This window comes from Nostoc sp. (assembly GCF_036919495.1).
Lineage (GTDB): Bacteria > Cyanobacteriota > Cyanobacteriia > Cyanobacteriales > Nostocaceae > Nostoc.
Map to the genome: position 1 here is coordinate 177,114 of NZ_JBALBZ010000170.1, position 18,588 is coordinate 195,701.

At 40.0% G+C, this 18,588-nt stretch carries 14 protein-coding genes and 1 pseudogene; 8 read left to right on the plus strand and 7 right to left on the minus strand.

From position 1 onward, the window contains the following. Nucleotides 1-92: 92 nt before the first annotated feature. Nucleotides 93-1,034, minus strand: coding sequence for a DNA polymerase III subunit delta' (locus V7K25_RS24700; protein WP_335161615.1), 942 nt, complete (start codon nt 1,032-1,034; stop codon nt 93-95). A 485-nt stretch (nt 1,035-1,519) separates the two neighbouring features. On the opposite strand from V7K25_RS24700, the gene V7K25_RS24705 reads away from it, so the two are divergent. The 3 genes from V7K25_RS24705 (at nt 1,520) to V7K25_RS24715 (ending at nt 3,234) form a co-directional block, all read left to right on the plus strand. Continuing rightward, nucleotides 1,520-2,146, plus strand: coding sequence for a hypothetical protein (locus V7K25_RS24705; protein WP_335161491.1), 627 nt, complete (start codon nt 1,520-1,522; stop codon nt 2,144-2,146). Further along, on the plus strand, nt 2,133-2,528 hold the full coding sequence (locus tag V7K25_RS24710) for a type II toxin-antitoxin system death-on-curing family toxin (RefSeq protein ID WP_335161493.1): 396 nt from the start codon (nt 2,133-2,135) through the stop codon (nt 2,526-2,528). The genes V7K25_RS24705 and V7K25_RS24710 overlap by 14 nt, the downstream gene beginning before the upstream one ends. 136 nt (nt 2,529-2,664) lie before the next feature. Then, the gene (locus V7K25_RS24715; RefSeq protein WP_335161495.1) at nt 2,665-3,234 is read left to right on the plus strand and encodes a DUF411 domain-containing protein; all 570 of its coding nucleotides are present in this window, start codon (nt 2,665-2,667) and stop codon (nt 3,232-3,234) included. 119 nt (nt 3,235-3,353) lie between these two features. On the opposite strand, the gene V7K25_RS24720 is transcribed toward V7K25_RS24715, so the two are convergent. Further along, nucleotides 3,354-4,343, minus strand: coding sequence for a tetratricopeptide repeat protein (locus V7K25_RS24720; RefSeq protein WP_335161497.1), 990 nt, complete (start codon nt 4,341-4,343; stop codon nt 3,354-3,356). A 250-nt stretch (nt 4,344-4,593) separates the two neighbouring features. After that, nucleotides 4,594-4,983, minus strand: a complete 390-nt coding sequence (locus V7K25_RS24725; protein WP_335161499.1) for a hypothetical protein — start codon at nt 4,981-4,983, stop codon at nt 4,594-4,596. A 640-nt stretch (nt 4,984-5,623) separates the two neighbouring features. On the opposite strand from V7K25_RS24725, the gene V7K25_RS24730 reads away from it, so the two are divergent. From V7K25_RS24730 to metX, 4 genes are all read left to right on the plus strand, one after another. Beyond that, nucleotides 5,624-7,687 (plus strand): calcium-binding protein, encoded by a 2,064-nt coding sequence (locus V7K25_RS24730; RefSeq protein ID WP_335161501.1) that lies wholly within the window; start codon nt 5,624-5,626, stop codon nt 7,685-7,687. Between the two features lie 327 nt (nt 7,688-8,014). Further along, entirely contained in the window at nt 8,015-8,905 is an 891-nt protein-coding gene (locus tag V7K25_RS24735) for an SGNH/GDSL hydrolase family protein (RefSeq protein ID WP_335161503.1), read from the plus strand. A 240-nt stretch (nt 8,906-9,145) separates the two neighbouring features. Continuing rightward, a complete protein-coding gene (locus tag V7K25_RS24740) occupies nt 9,146-10,450 on the plus strand; it encodes an O-acetylhomoserine aminocarboxypropyltransferase/cysteine synthase family protein (protein WP_335161505.1) in 1,305 nt (434 codons plus the stop codon). Nucleotides 10,451-10,552: 102 nt separating this feature from the next. Further along, nucleotides 10,553-11,632, plus strand: coding sequence for a homoserine O-acetyltransferase MetX (gene metX, locus V7K25_RS24745; protein WP_335161507.1), 1,080 nt, complete (start codon nt 10,553-10,555; stop codon nt 11,630-11,632). A gap of 268 nt (nt 11,633-11,900) precedes the next feature. Here metX and V7K25_RS24750 read toward each other — a convergent pair whose 3' ends face one another. Continuing rightward, nucleotides 11,901-13,421, minus strand: coding sequence for an aminotransferase-like domain-containing protein (locus V7K25_RS24750; RefSeq protein ID WP_335161509.1), 1,521 nt, complete (start codon nt 13,419-13,421; stop codon nt 11,901-11,903). A gap of 216 nt (nt 13,422-13,637) precedes the next feature. Between V7K25_RS24750 and V7K25_RS24755 the strand changes: the two genes are divergently transcribed. Then, a complete protein-coding gene (locus V7K25_RS24755; RefSeq protein WP_335161511.1) occupies nt 13,638-13,853 on the plus strand; it encodes a hypothetical protein in 216 nt (71 codons plus the stop codon). Between the two features lie 85 nt (nt 13,854-13,938). Here V7K25_RS24755 and V7K25_RS24760 read toward each other — a convergent pair whose 3' ends face one another. The 3 genes and pseudogenes from V7K25_RS24760 to V7K25_RS24770 all read right to left on the minus strand — a co-directional run bounded on the left by V7K25_RS24760 (nt 13,939) and on the right by V7K25_RS24770 (nt 18,487). Further along, nucleotides 13,939-15,504 carry a hydantoinase B/oxoprolinase family protein gene (locus tag V7K25_RS24760; protein WP_335161513.1) on the minus strand — a complete coding sequence of 522 codons (1,566 nt, stop codon included), beginning with the start codon at nt 15,502-15,504 and terminating at the stop codon, nt 13,939-13,941. Between the two features lie 39 nt (nt 15,505-15,543). Further along, nucleotides 15,544-16,328, minus strand: a pseudogene (locus V7K25_RS24765) (putative hydro-lyase). A gap of 65 nt (nt 16,329-16,393) precedes the next feature. Beyond that, nucleotides 16,394-18,487 (minus strand): hydantoinase/oxoprolinase family protein, encoded by a 2,094-nt coding sequence (locus V7K25_RS24770; RefSeq protein ID WP_335161515.1) that lies wholly within the window; start codon nt 18,485-18,487, stop codon nt 16,394-16,396. Nucleotides 18,488-18,588: the final 101 nt, after the last annotated feature.

Below are 18,588 nucleotides of genomic sequence, written 5' to 3' on the forward strand. Positions count from 1 at the left end.
CAGAAGTACTAATATTTACAGATACTTAAGTAATATCATTTAATATTGCTAAAAGGCTTGAGGTTTTTATGTAAAAGTTAGTAAATGAAATTTTATTTTTGACATACAGATAAAAGTAGACATTCCCAAACTAGCCGTGGTTGAGCGAAAGAAAGTAAGTATTTACGAGATTGTTCTAGCTGGTTGATGATGCTGGGTTGATGCCACTGCTGCCAGTAGAATTGCTGAAGATAATCAACTAACCACAGTTGGGCTTCTGTATCTAAATCCTTATCAATTTTCTTGGCTAACTCCAAGGCTTTGCGGTAAGAAGTAGGAACTTTTTTTAAGTCTTCGAGTAATTCAGAAGGAATAGCTTGTAATTGCTCGTAAGATGCGATCGCACTTCCGGCACTGCCAGCTGCTATGCTCAATACTGCCTGATTTGACAAAATTTCTTGATGACCAGTTTGTGTGAGTACAACAGCCAAAGACTGTGCATCTAAGCGATAAAAAGGAATACGTTGACAGCGTGACACCAAAGTTGGCAAAACAGACTCTAAGGTAGGTGCAATTAAAATTAACGTCGCCTGTCCTGGTTCTTCTAAGGTTTTAAGTAAAGCATTCGCTGCTGCTTCTGCCATTGTTTGGGCTTCTTCCAGCACCACTACATTCCTTGGTGCTTCCAAGGGTGGACGACTGAGAAACTGGGTAATTTCCCGAATTTGCTCTAGCCGAATGACAGGTGGTGCTTTACGCTTAAGTCCTTTTTCAGCCGCTTCTGCTGCTGTTAATCGTTGTCCCTGGTATTGGTACGTCGGTTGCACCCACAACAAAGCTGGGTGGTTCCCTTGACGCAAACGGTTTTGTAAAGCCGCAGTGATTCCCATCTCGCTAGAAAATAGCAACTCTACGAAACACTTGGCTGCTAAACTTCTTCCTACGCCATCTGGCCCCACAAATAGATACGCTGGAGCAACCCGATTTTGTCTAACAGCCTGAGTGAGTAATTCTATGGCTTGCTGTTGTTTTACAAGTGGTGCAAATGGGTTAATAGTTCAGTACCTTCGGCAAAACAATAATATAGAAAACAGAGGGCTGATGTAGTAGAGTTGTTGTCTTCTAGAACAACTTAGAAGCTACAAAATGCCAATATTTGACATACTAGCACTGTTGCAATGACTTCTACCACGTCAGGGTTGTATCCTTTTTAATGAATATCTAGTCTAGTTATCCAATTGACTAGGCAGAGCTAAGAGAAGTTGGAAAATTTTCAACTTTTCTCCCAAGAAAGTCACTTTTATACTGTATCACCTTAATCTTGGGCTAGAAGCAGGCGGATAACTACAAGATAATGCCACTACACAAAGCTAGAACTGCAAGATAGATATAATAGATTTAATGCTAGGCACAAAATTCGGTTTCATGCTGTGTGATTGTAGAACTGCGGTTCAATAATCCTATATCCCTAGTATTTATAGTAAGGTTACAGAGTTTTTCTAAATAGGGCCAACTTTCTGGCTGTAGGGGTCGTAAGGCAATGACACAAAACTTCATGCTCACACAGGAAACAATCTCAACATTTCAAGCACAAGTAGAGTTGTTTGAGCAATGCCTGCATTGTCCTAATGCACAACATGAAACCAGTGCCAAACTAGCCGAAATAGCTAACACTACAGGTATCTCACAGGATGAACTTAGACAAAAGATAGCCCAGCTTCTACAAAAGCTTGATAAACTTGTCAAACTACTTAAGAGAATTAGGGAAAGAGCGAACGAAGGTCAAGCAGTACTTTACTTTGTCAAATCTAATTTTCTTTTAAAGGAAATTTTAGATGACGGATATTGGTTTTTTTACTGGGGAGAAGACGTAAAAAAAACATTTGAAGAGCTAACATTAGGTTCTGTCGCTTTATACAAAGACCTCAAAAAGGCAGTTAGTCTTGAAACTCCTAAAAGAGACATAAATTATCTTGTCGTAGAAACTTTAAAACATAGTCTAAAGTCGCTGATTGAAGCAGGATTACGAGTAAACGCATTTTCCCAAGAGGAGGTTAACGCATTTAATTTAGGAGACATAACTCCTCAAGAATCAGAAACTGTGTTAATCTTCCTATCAACAATAAAAAAATGGGAACCGGTTTACAAGAGACTTGCAGCATCCTAAATTCCTTGGGAAAGAAGACGTAATCCGTATACATAATGAACTCGTCAGTGAAACTGGCGAGTCATCAAACATAATTAATGAAGGCTTGCTAGACTCCGCTCTTTACTCACCTCAAGCAACCTTTGGGGGAGAGTATTTGCATCCCACAATTTATGAACAGGCATCTGCATACCTATTCCATATAGCCTGCAATCACGCTTTTGAGCAAGATAACAAACGCACTGCTTTTGCTGCTATGGTGACTTTTTTAAATGCGAATGATAACGATATTGAGATAACAGAAGAAGAAGCTGAAAAATTAACTGTACAGATAGTTACGCATGAAATAAGCAAGGAAGAACTGGCTGCTATATTGAAAAATTACATCACAAATCTTATTTAACGTCGATTACAAAATCATCAACGCATTCGCTGTCCTCCGCAATCTATCTTGCAATTATCTGCAATATTCAGTCACGTTTTTTTGAAGGAAATTTGTTACAACAAATTTATGTAATCTTTTACTTAGGAAGTTTTTAATGTCGTACAAACAATTTATTCATTGGTGGCAAAAATACTTACCTCCTATCTTGTTACGTGCAGTGGTAATTATTTCTCTAACAGTAGGGGTATTGGGCATTTTGGGAAGCACTGCTTCTATGAGTAATGCTCAACTGTTAAGTACTACTAAGTGTATCCAAGATAAACAGACACAATTAAAATCAACAACGCTAAATGCTACTGTATATCACAGTCCCGATTGTAATTGTTGTGGCGGGTGGATTGACCACTTAAAGGCACAAGGTTTTCAAATCACAGACTTTTCCACGCCTGACATCGAAACAGTTAAACAAAAATATAATGTGCCAGATAACTTGTCATCTTGCCACACAGCAATTGTGAATGGATATGTTATCGAAGGACACGTTCCAGCAGACGACATCAAACGTTTGCTTCAAGAAAAGCCAAATGTTACTGGTTTATCTGTTCCTCAAATGCCCGTAGGCACTCCTGGGATGGAGATGGGGGATCGAAAAGACCCGTTTTCTGTGCTTTCTTTTGATCGTAAGGATTCAGTTGCGGTATTCAATGAATACCCATCCTCTTGATGTAATCTCGCTGTATTTCGAGGATGTTTTAAAAGCGGATTTTCATGTATTTTAGCGATTTCTAATCACCAAAGCCTTTTAAAACATCCTCACATTACCTGAATCAGTGGTGAGAGATATTACTGGTTAGAATCAGCTTTGATGAACTGCGATAAATGACTTAACCATCTCCCTAACCAGAAGGGAGATGCTGCACTTGAAACATTTTGAGAAAGAAGCTCAATGGCATGGTTACAATCTTGCAGACTTGCATCAAGTCCCATTGTGTGATAGATGTCACGCGCATGGCAAAAGGCATCCATCGCTTCTGATTCTCGATTGATTTTTTCTAATACCAGACCCAAATTAAACCAGGCGTTTGCTTCTGCATTTTGGTCATCAAGATTCCTTCTGATCTCTAATGAATATTTATGAAACTCAACTGCTTTTTGGTACTGTCCCAGAGCATTATAAGCATTGCCCAACGCACTCAAGGCCATGGCTTCCCCGTTGCGTTGGCTTTGCCCGCCGTAAGCATCGCAGATAAATCTAGCCAGTTCTAACCATTGCTCGTAAAACTCAATTGCCAGTTGGTATTGCCCCAAAGATTCATAAGTATTGCCCAAACTTCCCAGACAAATGCATTCTTCAGTCCAATCGCCTATTTTCCTGGTAATACTCAACCACTGCTGATAATACTCAATCGCTTGCTCGTACTTGCCCAGGCATTCATAAGTATTGCCCAAGCTTCCTAAGCAAATGCCTTCGCCAGTGCGTTGGCTTTGCCTGCCGTAGGCATTGCCTATTTTTCTGGTGATGCTCAACCACTGGTGATAATATTCAATCGCTCGCTGGTATTTTCCCAGTGATTGGTAAGCGTTGCCCAACCCAGATAAAGATTTGGCTTCCCCGAAGCGATCGCCTATTTCTTTCGCTATATCCAACCACTGCTGATAAAACTCAATTGCCAGGTGATACTCGCCGAGTGACTGGTAAGCATTGCCCAAACTTCCTAGACAAACGACTTCCCTATTGCGATCGCCTGTTTCTCTGGCTTTGTGTAAGCACCGCTTTTCAAACTCAATGGACTCAATGTTATTTAGTCCCCCGGATTTAATTACTTCTGTCATTCTCTATAGAAAAGGAAATTTGTGGTCGATAAGCTGTCGATTATACAATTTTCTGTGTCTTTCGCCCACTATAAGTACAATTTATAGACACAACTTCTCTCGAAATATATAAATCGTTTTTCAATATCAAACTTACTTTTATACACATAAATTACTGTGTATAAAAAGCTTTTATTTATATTGGTAACAAGCGCACGAATATACTACAATAAAAAATTTCGTTTTTTAAAAAGATATAAGAAAAACCAAATTAATCAGCAGCAGCATAATCAGGCAATGCGTTGAGTTGTAAATTAACAGCACTGAGATAATTTTGGTCATTTAAAAGTTGTGATGGTAATTTATCTGCATTAACAGCAGCCTTTACCAAATCTTTTGCAATAATATTTCTGTTCTGAGTTTGAAATATTAGCATTTCTCCACTAGGAATCCCGTGCTGCTTCAGACCTCCCTGATAAGCAAAAGTAACTAGATTGAAAGGCTGGAGGTAGCTAATAGAACTAGAACTACTGGATAAATTGTTAGAGTTAATAGCTATTTCACTACTGGTGCTAGTAGCTGTTTGAGCGCCAGCGATTCCAGGTACAAGAGTAATTAAAGCAAAAAGCAGTCCAGAATTTATTAAGGTAACAAGTTTCATAAGGTTTTTCTTAGGTAAAATGCGATCGCTGTTATTTACTAATAGTTTCCTCTTTATTCTTAATCTCAGCTTCCTTCAGTCAGGTCACCTGATGGGTTGATATATAACTCACCCAAAAGGGTGAGCTAATTGAGAAATACAAAGTCCAGACACACAACAGATTGGTTGAAATTTCCAATTAATTAACTGAGGCGAGTTGAACATTTATGCAATTTTTAATTCGCCTCTTGAGTTCCCTTAATGGGCAAGAATGCCTGAATATCTGCAAATTTAGTAATACAGATGTATTTATCTGTATAAAACTCATATTTTATTTTTAAATATACTAGGACTTACGCATTGACAAATTAGACCACAGATGAATTAAGGAAAATATGCGATCGCTCTTTGGGAAAACTTTTTGGTTTACTGTTACTCCAATTAACTTTGGTAGGTAGATTATTTGTATACTTAATCTTGTTAATGAGTAGAAATCCTATACCATCAATGTAGTAACAGCTGATCATTTTATAGTTTTGATGGGTTCAATGAGTAAAGTTGAACCCCGTATTCTGTCCTAGTCTTTTTCAAAAATAAAATCGAATTTCGATATTCAATCTATCTATAAGAATCCTTGTCCAAATTTCACAAAAGGAACAATATGCCAGGAAGTACATTAGCGACTGCTCAAAACATTGGTGTTCTCAAATCTTTTAAATACAATGATGCTATAGGGAATACAAATCCAATTGATTACTATAAATTCTCCCTAACCAGCACAAGTAATATTGCTTTGCTTTTAAGTGGAGTGACTCAAAACTATGTCGATGCAGCTATCTATTACGATAGCAACAATGATGGATTGATTGAGAGTGGAGAACAACTTTACTCTGATTATGCTGGGTCGAGTCGTAACGGTCAAATTACTGCAACCTTGGGAGCCTCAGGGAACTACTATGTTGGAATTACTCAAGATTCCAGCAATGTCAACTCTAACTATTCCCTACAGTTATCCGCAACATCTGCACCTCCTTCCATTGTTCCAAATCCTGGGAACACACTCAGTAGTGCTTATAATATTGGCAATCTAACTGGTACTAAAACTTTCAAAGAATTTGTCGGGAATGTAGACTCAGTTGATTACTACAAATTCTCCCTAACCAGCACAAGTAATATTGCTTTGCTTTTGAGTGGAGTGACTCAAAACTATGTTGATGCAGCTATCTATTACGATAGCAACAATGATGGATTGATTGAGAGTGGAGAACAACTTTACTCTGATTATGCTGGGTCGAGTCGTAACGGTCAAATTACTGCAACCTTGGGAGCCTCAGGGAACTACTATGTTGGAATTACTCAAGATTCCAGCAATGTCAACTCTAACTATTCCCTACAGTTATCCGCAACATCTGCACCTCCTTCCATTGTTCCAAATCCTGGGAACACACTCAGTAGTGCTTATAATATTGGCAATCTAACTGGTACTAAAACTTTCAAAGAATTTGTCGGGAATGTAGACTCAGTTGATTACTACAAATTCTCCCTAACCAGCACAAGTAATATTGCTTTGCTTTTGAGTGGAGTGACTCAAAACTATGTTGATGCAGCTATCTATTACGATAGCAACAATGATGGATTGATTGAGAGTGGAGAACAACTTTACTCTGATTATGCTGGGTCGAGTCGTAACGGTCAAATTACTGCAACCTTGGGAGCCTCAGGGAACTACTATGTTGGAATTACTCAAGATTCCAGCAATGTCAACTCTAACTATTCCCTACAGTTATCCGCAACATCTGCACCTCCTTCCATTGTTCCAAATCCTGGGAACACACTCAGTAGTGCTTATAATATTGGCAATCTAACTGGTACTAAAACTTTCAAAGAATTTGTCGGGAATGTAGACTCAGTTGATTACTACAAATTCTCCCTAACCAGCACAAGTAATATTGCTTTGCTTTTGAGTGGAGTGACTCAAAACTATGTTGATGCAGCTATCTATTACGATAGCAACAATGATGGATTGATTGAGAGTGGAGAAAAACTTTACTCTGATTATGCTGGGTCGAGTCGTAACGGTCAAATTACTGCAACCTTGGGAGCCTCAGGGAATTACTATGTTGGAATTACTCAAGACTCCAACAATGTCAACTCTAACTATTCCCTACAGTTAGCCAATGCTACCATCACAAGCAATCAGCGTCTCACTGGTAATGCACAGAATAACACTCTAATTGGCGGTAACGGAAATGACCAACTGCAAGGGTTAGCAGGAAATGACACCCTCCAGGGAGGTAATGGTAATGATATTCTCACTGGTGGAACTGGTGATGATTTACTTTGGGGAGGTAATGGTGACGATATTCTCACTGGTGGAGCCGGGAAGGATAAATATCTGTTCCAAAGTAGTGAGGTTTTTAACACAAACTTAGGTATTGATTACATCACTGACTTTGAAGCGGGACAAGACCAGATTGTGCTGAGTAAAACCACCTTCAATGCTGTCACTAATACTTCGGGACAGGTTTTAACTGACTTTGCAGTTGTCGCTAACGATCAACTCGTCAACGCTAAGAATGAACATATTGTCTATAGTCAAAGTAGTGGCAGCCTATTCTATAACCAGGATAGCAAGATTCTGGGTACTGGAGATGTGTTTGAGTTTGCTCGTTTAGGGAATCCTGATATTACTTTGAGTAGTAGCAATTTTAGTGTGATTGCCTAGTTTTTTAGCTATTAAGATGTAGAACAATTTTCGCTCTTTAGTTCCGATTCCAATTGAATTCGGAACTTTTTACCAATGATTGCGATCGCAGTTTTGATGCCGTACTCTCGGCGATCGCGTTTATTGGTGAGATGTTATAAAATACAACAGCGTTGCATTAAGACAATAGGCAAAATCCACACCTGAAAGTATCCGGTTTTGCTCACTAGCTTTGAAGCTAGCTTGTTAAGTTAGAGAAGTGCTAAATAGCAAGCTCAATCTTTACTCACAATAATAATCATTAACACTTGTAAAAACTATTGTCTTTAGGGTTTGCAGAAAAGTTTAATGCAAAGAAAAAAGTGGCTTTTAAGAACAGGACTTGCTCTCCTTATTTTTATCATGGTTGTAGCGGCGAAATTTATGGATAAAACTCATCCCATCTCAGAACTTTATGTATTTGGGGATAGTCTTTCGGATACAGGGATGGTATTCCGGGCGACAGGAGGAATGTACCCACCTAATCCAACTTACTTTCAGGGGCGTTACTCGAATGGTCGGGTTTGGATTGAGTATCTTGCCGAAAGCCTCCATCTCTCCTCTAAACAAACTCACAATTTTGCTTATGGAGGAGCAACTACTGGCAATGTTGGCAACAGCTATGTACCTAGCTTGCTAAATCAAGTGCAGACGTTTACGCAGACACATCAACATCTGAATCCAGATGCTTTGTATGTGCTGTGGGCAGGCGCAAATGATTACTTGCAAGGGGTAAGCAGTGCAAATGTTCCTGTTAAAAATGTGACAACGGCAATCAACTCTTTAACTGATGTGGGTGCTAAAAAAATTCTGGTTGCAAATTTACCAGATTTAGGACAGTTACCTGCCACTAGAAACAGTGCGAATTCTGTCAACCTCAGTGCATTAACCCAAGCACATAATCAAGGCTTGAGGCGATCGCTCAAGGTACTTAGTCAACAGCATTCCGATGTGGAGATTGTGCAATTAGATGCTAACGCGCTGTATCGAGATGCAATAGCCAATCCGGCAGGCTTTAAATTTACCAATGTTACCAGTTCATGTTTGTCTGGCTCTAACACCTGCGGTAAACCAGACCAGTTTTTGTTCTGGGATGGCATTCATCCGACGACTGCGGCTCATCGCATCATCGGGGAAACTGCTTTTTCAACAATTCAAGAAGCAGGGATGATTAATCCTCATTCGATGTTGGTTCCCTAACTGAGTCGATCAGTTTTTGCAGGGATAAAATTATTTATGTCAAAAATGCTGTAATTTAAAGCATTTTTCGTCTATTTTAACGATAATTATTGGTAGGGGCCCATAGCTAGCTGTGCGCCCCTACAGTATGTTTAATTAACTAAAAATAGCTGTAAAATACGGTAAGTCTGACGAATTACCGTTGATTAATCTAACAAGTATATTACTTTCTTCTCTAATTGGAAACTCAAATAACTGCTTATGTCTGAACAATATCGTTTTGAAACCCTGCAAGTTCATGCTGGACAAGAACCGGCTCCTGGAACTAATGCTCGTGCTGTACCAATTTACCAAACGACTTCCTACGTTTTTGACGACGCCGATCACGGAGCGCGGTTGTTTGCTCTCCAGGAGTTTGGCAACATTTACACCCGGATCATGAACCCGACGACGGATGTATTTGAAAAGCGAATTGCTGCTTTAGAAGGGGGTGTAGCAGCATTAGCAACAGCTAGTGGGCAAGCAGCGCAATTCTTGGCAATCACTACGATCGCTCAGGCTGGGGATAATATTGTTTCCACTAGTTTTTTGTATGGGGGAACATATAACCAATTTAAAGTATCTTTACCACGTTTAGGTATTAACGTCAAGTTTGTCGAGGGAGATGATCCAGAAAGTTTCCGTCAGGCGATCGACGATCGCACCAAAGCGTTATACGTTGAAACCATTGGTAATCCTCAATTTAACATTCCCGACTTTGCCGCTTTAGCTCACATTGCCCACGAAAACGGCATACCTTTAATTGTGGATAATACCTTCGGTGCTGGTGGGTATTTAGCTCGACCCATTGAACATGGTGCAGACATTGTAGTGGAATCTGCAACTAAATGGATTGGTGGACATGGTACTTCCATTGGTGGCGTAATTGTCGATTCCGGTAAATTTGACTGGGGTAACGGCAAGTTTCCCTTGTTTACTGAGCCAGCCCCCGGTTATCATGGGCTGAATTTCCAAGAAGTGTTTGGGCCTGGTGGAACATTTGGTAACATTGCCTTTATTATCCGCGCCAGAGTCGAGGGGTTACGGGATTTTGGCCCGTCCTTGAGTCCATTTAATGCCTTTCTTTTACTGCAAGGATTAGAGACTCTTTCCTTACGTGTAGATCGGCATGTGAGCAATGCCCTAGAATTGGCTCGGTGGTTAGAGCAACAAGAGCAAGTATTATGGGTTAATTATCCGGGACTTCCTAATCACCCATATCATGAACGAGCAAAGAAATATCTCCGGCATGGGTTTGGGGGAGTTTTAAACTTTGGCATCAAAGGTGGATTGGAGGCAGGCAAAGCTTTTATTAATCATGTAAAATTGGCGAGTCATTTAGCAAATGTTGGTGATGCTAAAACCCTCGTTATTCATCCCGCTTCCACAACCCATCAACAGCTAAGTGATGACGAACAGCTTTCAGCAGGTGTGACACCCGATTTGGTGCGGGTATCAGTGGGAATTGAACATATCGACGATATCAAAGAGGATTTCCAGCACGCATTCCAGCAAGTTAGGAGTTAATAAATGGGGAATGGGGAATGAGGCATTGGGCATTGGTTATTAATTCTTCTCCCCCTACTCCCCCTGCTCCCTCATCTCCCCACTCCCTACTCCCCACTCCCTATGATCTACTCAGACTTCATCTCACCGCAAACCCAGTTTTACCAGTTGACAGTGCCATTTCAACTTGAAGGGGGCGAAACATTAACTGGAGTTCAGGTTGCTTATCGCACATGGGGACAGTTAAATGCTCAAGGCGATAATGGGGTACTGATTTGTCATGCGTTAACTGGTTCGGCTGACGCTGATGATTGGTGGGAACCTTTGTTTGGTTCAGGGAAAGCTTTCAATCCAGAACGCGATTTTATTGTGTGCAGCAATATCTTGGGAAGTTGTTACGGCACAACTGGGCCAACTACTATCAACCCAATAACGGGAAAACCTTATGGCGTATCCTTTCCTGAGATTACAATCCGAGATATGGTTAACCTGCAAGCTGTACTACTAGAATACCTGGGTGTTCAATCTCTGCGGTTAGTAATTGGCGGTTCACTTGGTGGGATGCAAGCACTGGAGTGGGCGTTGTTATATCGAGAAAAGGTGAAAGCGATCGCACCTATTGCTGTTTCTGGAAGACATTCAGCTTGGTGTATTGGATTAAGTGAAACCCAAAGACAGGCAATTTATGCCGATCCAAACTGGCAAGGAGGGAACTACACCCTGGATGCGCCCCCAAACCAAGGACTAGCAGTGGCGCGGATGATGGCGATGAGTACTTACCGTTCTTGGGATAGTTTTACAACCCGCTTTGGGCGGCAGTATGATCCATCTGAGCAGTTTGCTATAGCCAGTTACTTACAGCATCAAGGTCAAAAGCTGACAGAACGATTTGATGCCAACACTTACATTACCCTCACCCATGTAATGGATCGCCATGATGTTGCACGCGATCGCACAGTTCCTAATTTATCAGGTTATGAATCTGTTCTACGAAGCATCCAGCAACCAACTTTAGTTATTGCAATTGATTCTGATATCCTCTATCCTCCAGTAGAACAACAAGAATTGGCAAATTTAATCCCTAATGCTCAACTGGCGTGGCTAAAGTCAACCCACGGACATGATGCATTTTTAATTGACATGGATGCATTGAATGAAATATTAATCTCTTTTGTGCAAAGTTTAGATTTCTCAGCCTCCTAACTCGACGGATTGAGAAAAAAGCTTGGTGTTCCGAGTTCCGAACACGAACTTCCGAGATAAAAGCTAGACCTTCCGAGTTCCGAACACGAACTTCCGAGTTCAGAGCTTGAATAATGAGGCTCAGAAGTGGAACTATAGAGAAAAAACCTTGGCGCATCGCATTTACTGCTACAAAAACAAATGTGGAGCGGTGATTTATGATTGCCAAGACGTGATGCATTGTGTAAATCACCTTCAGCACGAAGTAGATTAGGACATCTGTGCTAACCTACAAACTCTGAACAAGCGGTTGATAATTAGATATGCGATGTTTAACGACAAGCCGCTCTGTATCTACACATCCTTTGGCAATATACTTTTTCAGCAACTTACCCACAATCGAAATACCTTGCTCAATCTCCTCTGGCGGGAGACAGAAAGTCAGACGCATCGCTGGATAACCCTGCTTATCGGGGAAAAATGCCGAACCACACGCCAGGTAGACATTTTGTGCAAAGGCTTCTTTACGAATTGTCCCAATCGGAAAATCATCTGGTAATTGTACCCAGAGAAATAATCCACCCGTGGGAACTGTCCACCTGATCTCTTCAGGAAAATAACGCTCCAAAGCTTGCAACATGGTATTACGACTTTGCAGATTATCTGTGCGAAGTCGGCTAAGATGACGGCGGTAATGTCCTGAAGCGAGATATTCGCTAACTATTGTTTGCGAAATACTGGATGTGTGCAAATCATGGAGCAACTTCTGCTCAATAATTGCTTGATAATGCTTACCTGTAACTACCATATAGCCCACTCGTAAACCAGGCATTAAAGTTTTAGAAAAGGTACTTAAATAAGTGACCAAATTATTTTTATCTAAAGCTTTAATTGGCGCTGGCACAGCATCAAAATTTATTCCTTCATAAGCATTATCTTCTAAAATAGGACACTCATATTTTTCAGCTAATGCTAATAATTGCTGACGATGAGCTTGTGTTGTCGTCAATCCAGTTGGATTGTGGAAGGTACTAATCGTATAAATTAATTTCGGGCGGTGGCTGTGTAGATATTGCTCTAATAAATCTAAATTCATTCCCTCCGCAGTCATGGGAATGCCAATAATCTTAGCTCCTAAGTTTTCTAAGATTGAGATTGCACCATAATAGGTAGGAGCTTCGACAATCACCCAATCACCAGGTTGTACATAATAATTCATCGCTAATGACAACCCTTGCTGAGAGCCATTAGTAATAATTAAATCCTCGGGAAAAACCTCTAATCCTTGATGTACTAGCATTTGGGCAATTTGTCTGCACAGAGTTAGCTGTCCTTGAGGCATCTCATGAGGAAAGAAAATATCAGTATCATCTTGTCTTAATGCTCGTCTAGCAATCAGGTTAATATCTTTTGGTGGACGAGGATAACCGTAGCCAAAATTAATTATTCCTGGCTGTGTTTGTGCTTGCACCAGTGGAGTATACATCTCATAAAAAGAACACTTTCCTAGTTTTGTAATTATGACATTTTGGGCTGGAGCGAATTTAGATTCTAGGTTGGTGCTTTTAGGAGAAACGCTGCTGACAAAATATCCTGAACCTTGACGAGCAGAAATAATACCATCTGCTTCTAAAACGTTATACGCTTCAATAATCGTGAGTTTATTAACTTGTAAACTTTCTGCCAGAGAGCGGATAGAAGGCAGGCGATCGCCACTTTTTAGTGCGCCAGATTTAATCAGACGACTGATGCGATCGCGGATCTGCAAATAAATCGGTTTGTGTGACTGTCGTTCTAACAAAATTTTCATTTTGGCGCACTCGTTAATGACTAAAAAATCATCAATACTGGAAATATAAACTATTTTTACCAAGTTTACCTAGTACAGTTGTGAGTTTTTTTACTATACCAGTTGAGATGCCGCTTAACTGTACTAGATAAAATCTGCCAAAACTGTACCTTCTCAGTTAAAAATTCTTACGTGAAAGTAAAGGTAATAGTTCACTATTCATCAGGTTATTTCACTATGAATAAATTTAATTTCCTGTCAAATTTACGAAAATATTGGCAACATTTTACCATCTGGATCGCTAGTGCTTCTGACCTCCAAGTATGGCAGGAATCAGACTGGCGCGGTCAAATTTCTTATTGGCGTGCCTACGATCCAATGACAGGACGTTCTGCCTGTTTTGGTTCTGAAGAAGAAATGCGAATTTGGATTGATAAGTGTTATTACAAATAAAATATTTTGCCAATCAATATGAAAAGTAGACAGTTCAGAACAAGCGATGACATTTGGAAACTTTCAATTCAGGAAAATACTGGTACTAGGAGACTTTACCAAATCCGCCTCCGCCAGGAGTTTCTATTACAAAAACATCTCCAGGTTTCATCTCTACTGTTGCTGTGCTGTCTAAATTCTCTTCAATTCCATTCTGACGTTGTATCCAGTTGCGTCCGACAATCCCGGCTTCCCCACCATTTAATCCAAAGGGAGGGACAACCCGATGTCCAGAGAGAATATTAGCTGTCATGGGTTCTAGAAAACGGATGCGGCGGACAACTCCATTACCACCGGAATATTGCCCTTTACCACCGCTATCGGGACGAAGACTAAAGCTTTCTAAAAGTACAGGATAACGGGTTTCCAAAACTTCTGGATCGGTCAAACGGGAGTTAGTCATGTGAGAATGAACACCATCAGTTCCATCAAAATCAATTCCTGCCCCAGAGCCGCCGCAGATAGTTTCATAATATTGATATTGCTCATTACCAAAAGTAAAATTATTCATCGTTCCTTGAGAAGCAGCCATAACACCTAAAGCGCCATATAAAGCATCGACAATGGTTTGAGAAGTTTCGACATTACCCGCTACTACTGCTGCTGGATAAGTTGGATTCAGCATACAGCCAACCGGAATAATAATTTCTAGAGGGTTAAGACACCCGGCATTAAGTGGAATATTATCATCAACCAAAGTCCGAAAGACATATAAAACTGCGGCTTGAGTTACAGCTTTGGGAGCATTAAAATTACTATTTAGTTGCTCAGAAGTTCCAGTAAAATCAATGGTAGCACTACGATTTTCTTGATGAATAGTAACTTTAACTTTAATTCGTGCCCCACTATCCATTTCATAAACAAATGAGCTATCTTTGAGAAGATTGATAGCCATTCTCACCGACTCCTCAGCATTCGCTTGCACAAACTTCATGTAAGCTTGAACAGTATCGAGCTTGTATTGGAAAACCATTTTAATAAGTTCTTGTAGTCCCCGTTCATTTGCGGCAATTTGTGCTTTAAAATCAGCGATATTTTGGTCAGGGTTACGAGCAGGATAAGTATGAGTTGAAAGGTGCTGTCTGACTGCGGGTTCTCGAAAATTGCCCTCTTCAACTAAGAGAAAATTATCAAAAATAATTCCTTCCTCTTCTACTGTGGTACTGTGGGGAGGCATTGAACCGGGAGTAATTCCACCGATATCTGCTTGGTGTCCACGAGAAGCAACAAAAAAGAGGGGAGTGGGGAATGGAGTATTTTCACAACTCTCTAAAAAAACAGGGGTAATTGCAGTGACATCAGGGAGGTGGGTTCCACCGTTATAAGGATTATTAGATAGATATACATTCCCTGGTTTTATGGTGTCGCATTTTTCGTTTATTAAACTGCGGACACTTTCACTCATGGAGCCTAAATGTACGGGAATGTGGGGGGCATTAGCAACTAATAATCCAGATGAGTCAAAAATAGCGCAGGAGAAATCCAGCCTTTCTTTGATATTTACAGATGCAGCCGTATTTTGGAGAACAATTCCCATTTGTTCGGCGATAAATTGATAGAGATTTTTGAAGATTTCTAAGCGGATGGGATCGGGTTGAGATGTTGTGTACATTTTTAACTCCTTTTATAAAAAAACACAAAACTTAATAAATTATAAAGTAAGATACTCATCCTTCAAATCACTAATAAACATATATCCAGGAGAATGAGTAATTGCTAGTTCAGGTTTTGCTTGCATAATTGCAGTTTGAGTAGTGACTCCGCAAGCCCAAAAAACGGGAATTTCTCCATCACGAACTGTGACAGCATCACCATAATCAGGTTTTTCTAAATTTTAATTCCTATCACTTCTGGATTGCCAATATGCACAGGAGAACCATGTGCTTTATAATATCGACTCGTTACTTCTACAGCACGAACAACGTTATTAGCTGGAAGTGGACGCATCGAAACTACTAACGGACTGGAAAACATTCGAGTCGGTATACATTCAATATTTGTTTTGTACATTGGGACGTTTTTTTGCTCTTCTACGTGCCTAACTGGTAGTCTAGAGTTGAGCATGGCATTTTCAAAGGAAAAGGAACAACCAATTAAAAAGGCTACTAAATCTCTTCTCCAAAATGATTTGATATTGGTTGTTTCTTCAATTAATTCACCGTGTTGAAAAATTCTGTAGCGAGGTAAGTCTGTTCTAATATCGGCGCCTGGAGCGATTATTTTAGGTTCATAATCTCCAACTTCTGTGACATCAAGTATTGGACAAGATTTTGAATTTCGTTGACAAAAGAGTAAAAATTCAAATGCTAAAGAGTATGGCAATACAACTAAGTTCGCTTGAACAAACCCTAGTGCAAGCCCAGAAGTAGGTGTATCTAATTTTCCGTCTCGACAAAGCTGGCGTATTTCCGAAGGAAGAGAAGAAAAGTTTAACATTGAAAATCTCCTAATAATTTTCAGAAAGTAAGTAGGTTTGGTTAATAAAATTAAACTTTAAAGCTTTATGCAAGACGTTGCAAAATCAAATGATTACTTTTAGTTAATCTTGCTTGCCAGTTAGATTCAACTACAATTGTGCTAATTTTTTCAACAACGATCGCAGGCCCATTAATACTATCTTCTGGTTGCAAATCTTCCCGCCGATAAACAGGCGTATCATACCATCTATCAGCAGTAAACATCCTTACTATCTCAACGGCTTCGGTGGCTCCAGCTATAGAACATGTACGAGTAATTAAGGGTTCTTCGGGAGTCTCCATTTTCTGAATTACTTCTACTGATGCTGATTCAACAATTAAATTTTTATCTAATTGAATGAAACCATAACGGGATTTATGTTCATCCTCAAATCCTTGCCGCATCAATACCACATCATCGGCAAAGTTAACGGTTAAAGTAGAGTTAGTTCCTTCATATTTTAAGTTGACTTTCTGAACTATTTCTGTTTGAAGATTATCTTCATTAATTTCACTTCTAGCTTGAGTTTCTAAATATTCCATTAACTGGTGTAATTTAGAAATTAATGCTTGGGTTAAAGGCTGTTCTACTCCTGCTTCTCTAATCGCCCGGACATCAGCTAATCCCATTCCATAAGCAGAGAGAACACCAGCATAAGGGTGGAGAAATATTTTTTTCATTCCCAAAGTATCGGCAATTAAACAAGCAACTTGTCCGCCTGCGCCGCCAAAACAACAAAGCACATATTGGCTGACATCATAACCCCGTTGTAGACTGATTTTTTTAATTGCGTTCGCCATATTTTCGACTGCGATCGCAATAAATCCAGCCGCTACTTGTTCGGGAGTACAATGATTTAATGTAGCGCCTTGAATATCTTGGGCTAGTTGTGTAAATTGCTCAATTACAGTATCTCTATCTAAAGGTAAATTCCCATCAATTCCAAAAACCGATGGAAAATATTGTGGGTGGATTTTGCCTAACATCACATTAGCATCAGTAACCGCTAATGGCCCCCCGCGTCGGTAACAAGCAGGGCCAGGATTTGAACCAGCAGATTTAGGGCCGACACGATAACTAGAACCATCAAAAAAGAGAATTGAACCGCCTCCAGCCGCAATCGTATTAATTGCTAATACAGGAACTCGCATCCGTGCCCCAGCAATTTCTGAATCTAGTTGTCGTTCATACTCTCCTTTAAAGTGGGCGACATCTGTACTTGTCCCTCCCATATCAAAGGTAATAACTAACTCAAAACCTGCTCTTTTACTAGTTTGTACTGCACCGACAATACCTCCAGCCGGCCCACTTAAAATACTATCTTTGCCTTGAAATTGTTCGGCTGCAACTAAACCGCCGTCAGATTTCATAAACATTAATTTAACTTCAGGTAACTGACTCGCTATTTGGTTGACATAGCGACGGAGAATCGGAGTCAAATAAGCATCGACTACTGTTGTATCTCCTCGACTGACTAATTTCATTAACGGACTAACTTGATGAGATACAGATATTTGTGTAAAGCCGATTTCTTGCGCGATTTTGGCTATTTGTTGTTCGTGTTTAGGATAGCGATCGCTGTGCATCAAAACAATAGCACAACTTTGAATTCCTGTTTTGTAAACTTCTTCTAAGTTATTTTTGACTTCTTCAATATTTACAGGGGTTAATTCATTGCCATGAGCATCATAACGTTCATCAATCTCAATCACCTGCTCATAAAGCATAGTTGGTAAAATGATATGACGGGCAAAGATGTTAGGACGGTTTTGGTAGCCAATTCGTAGTGCATCTTTAAAACCTTTGGTGATGAGAAGAACGACGCGATCGCCTTTCCTTTCTAACAGCGCATTTGTTGCTACTGTTGTTCCCATTTTTACCACTTCTATGGCTTCAGTAGGAATGGGTTCGTTGCTAGAAATACCCATGATATCTCGAATTCCTTGGATGGCTGCATCTTGATATTGTTCGGGATTTTCTGAAAGCAGCTTGTAGACTATAATCCATTGCTGATTAGGCAAAGTCACAATTAAAAAACGTTCTGGATATCTTGAGAGTTTGTCTATAATTGCTTGATTATTAGTAACAGCAACAATATCTGTGAATGTACCACCGCGATCGGCAAAAACTTTTAACATAATTCTGTTTCCTCTACGCTATATAGGTAGCATAACAATGGCTCACGAAGTCTATCTACTTCAGGTGTGGAATATTTTTCTACAGATGTGTAATCTTAGAT

Excerpts from the sequence above, each read along its gene's own strand:
- V7K25_RS24720 (WP_335161497.1), bottom strand. The coding sequence starts at position 4,343 with ATGACAGAAGTAATTAAATCCGGGGGACTAAATAACATTGAGTCCATT.
- V7K25_RS24750 (WP_335161509.1), bottom strand. The coding sequence starts at position 13,421 with ATGAAAATTTTGTTAGAACGACAGTCACACAAACCGATTTATTTGCAG.
- V7K25_RS24740 (WP_335161505.1), top strand. The coding sequence starts at position 9,146 with ATGTCTGAACAATATCGTTTTGAAACCCTGCAAGTTCATGCTGGACAA.
- V7K25_RS24725 (WP_335161499.1), bottom strand. The coding sequence starts at position 4,983 with ATGAAACTTGTTACCTTAATAAATTCTGGACTGCTTTTTGCTTTAATT.
- metX (WP_335161507.1), top strand. The coding sequence starts at position 10,553 with ATGATCTACTCAGACTTCATCTCACCGCAAACCCAGTTTTACCAGTTG.
- V7K25_RS24705 (WP_335161491.1), top strand. The coding sequence starts at position 1,520 with ATGACACAAAACTTCATGCTCACACAGGAAACAATCTCAACATTTCAA.
- V7K25_RS24735 (WP_335161503.1), top strand. The coding sequence starts at position 8,015 with ATGCAAAGAAAAAAGTGGCTTTTAAGAACAGGACTTGCTCTCCTTATT.
- V7K25_RS24760 (WP_335161513.1), bottom strand. The coding sequence starts at position 15,504 with ATGTACACAACATCTCAACCCGATCCCATCCGCTTAGAAATCTTCAAA.
- V7K25_RS24715 (WP_335161495.1), top strand. The coding sequence starts at position 2,665 with ATGTCGTACAAACAATTTATTCATTGGTGGCAAAAATACTTACCTCCT.
- V7K25_RS24730 (WP_335161501.1), top strand. The coding sequence starts at position 5,624 with ATGCCAGGAAGTACATTAGCGACTGCTCAAAACATTGGTGTTCTCAAA.
- V7K25_RS24755 (WP_335161511.1), top strand. The coding sequence starts at position 13,638 with ATGAATAAATTTAATTTCCTGTCAAATTTACGAAAATATTGGCAACAT.
- V7K25_RS24770 (WP_335161515.1), bottom strand. The coding sequence starts at position 18,487 with ATGTTAAAAGTTTTTGCCGATCGCGGTGGTACATTCACAGATATTGTT.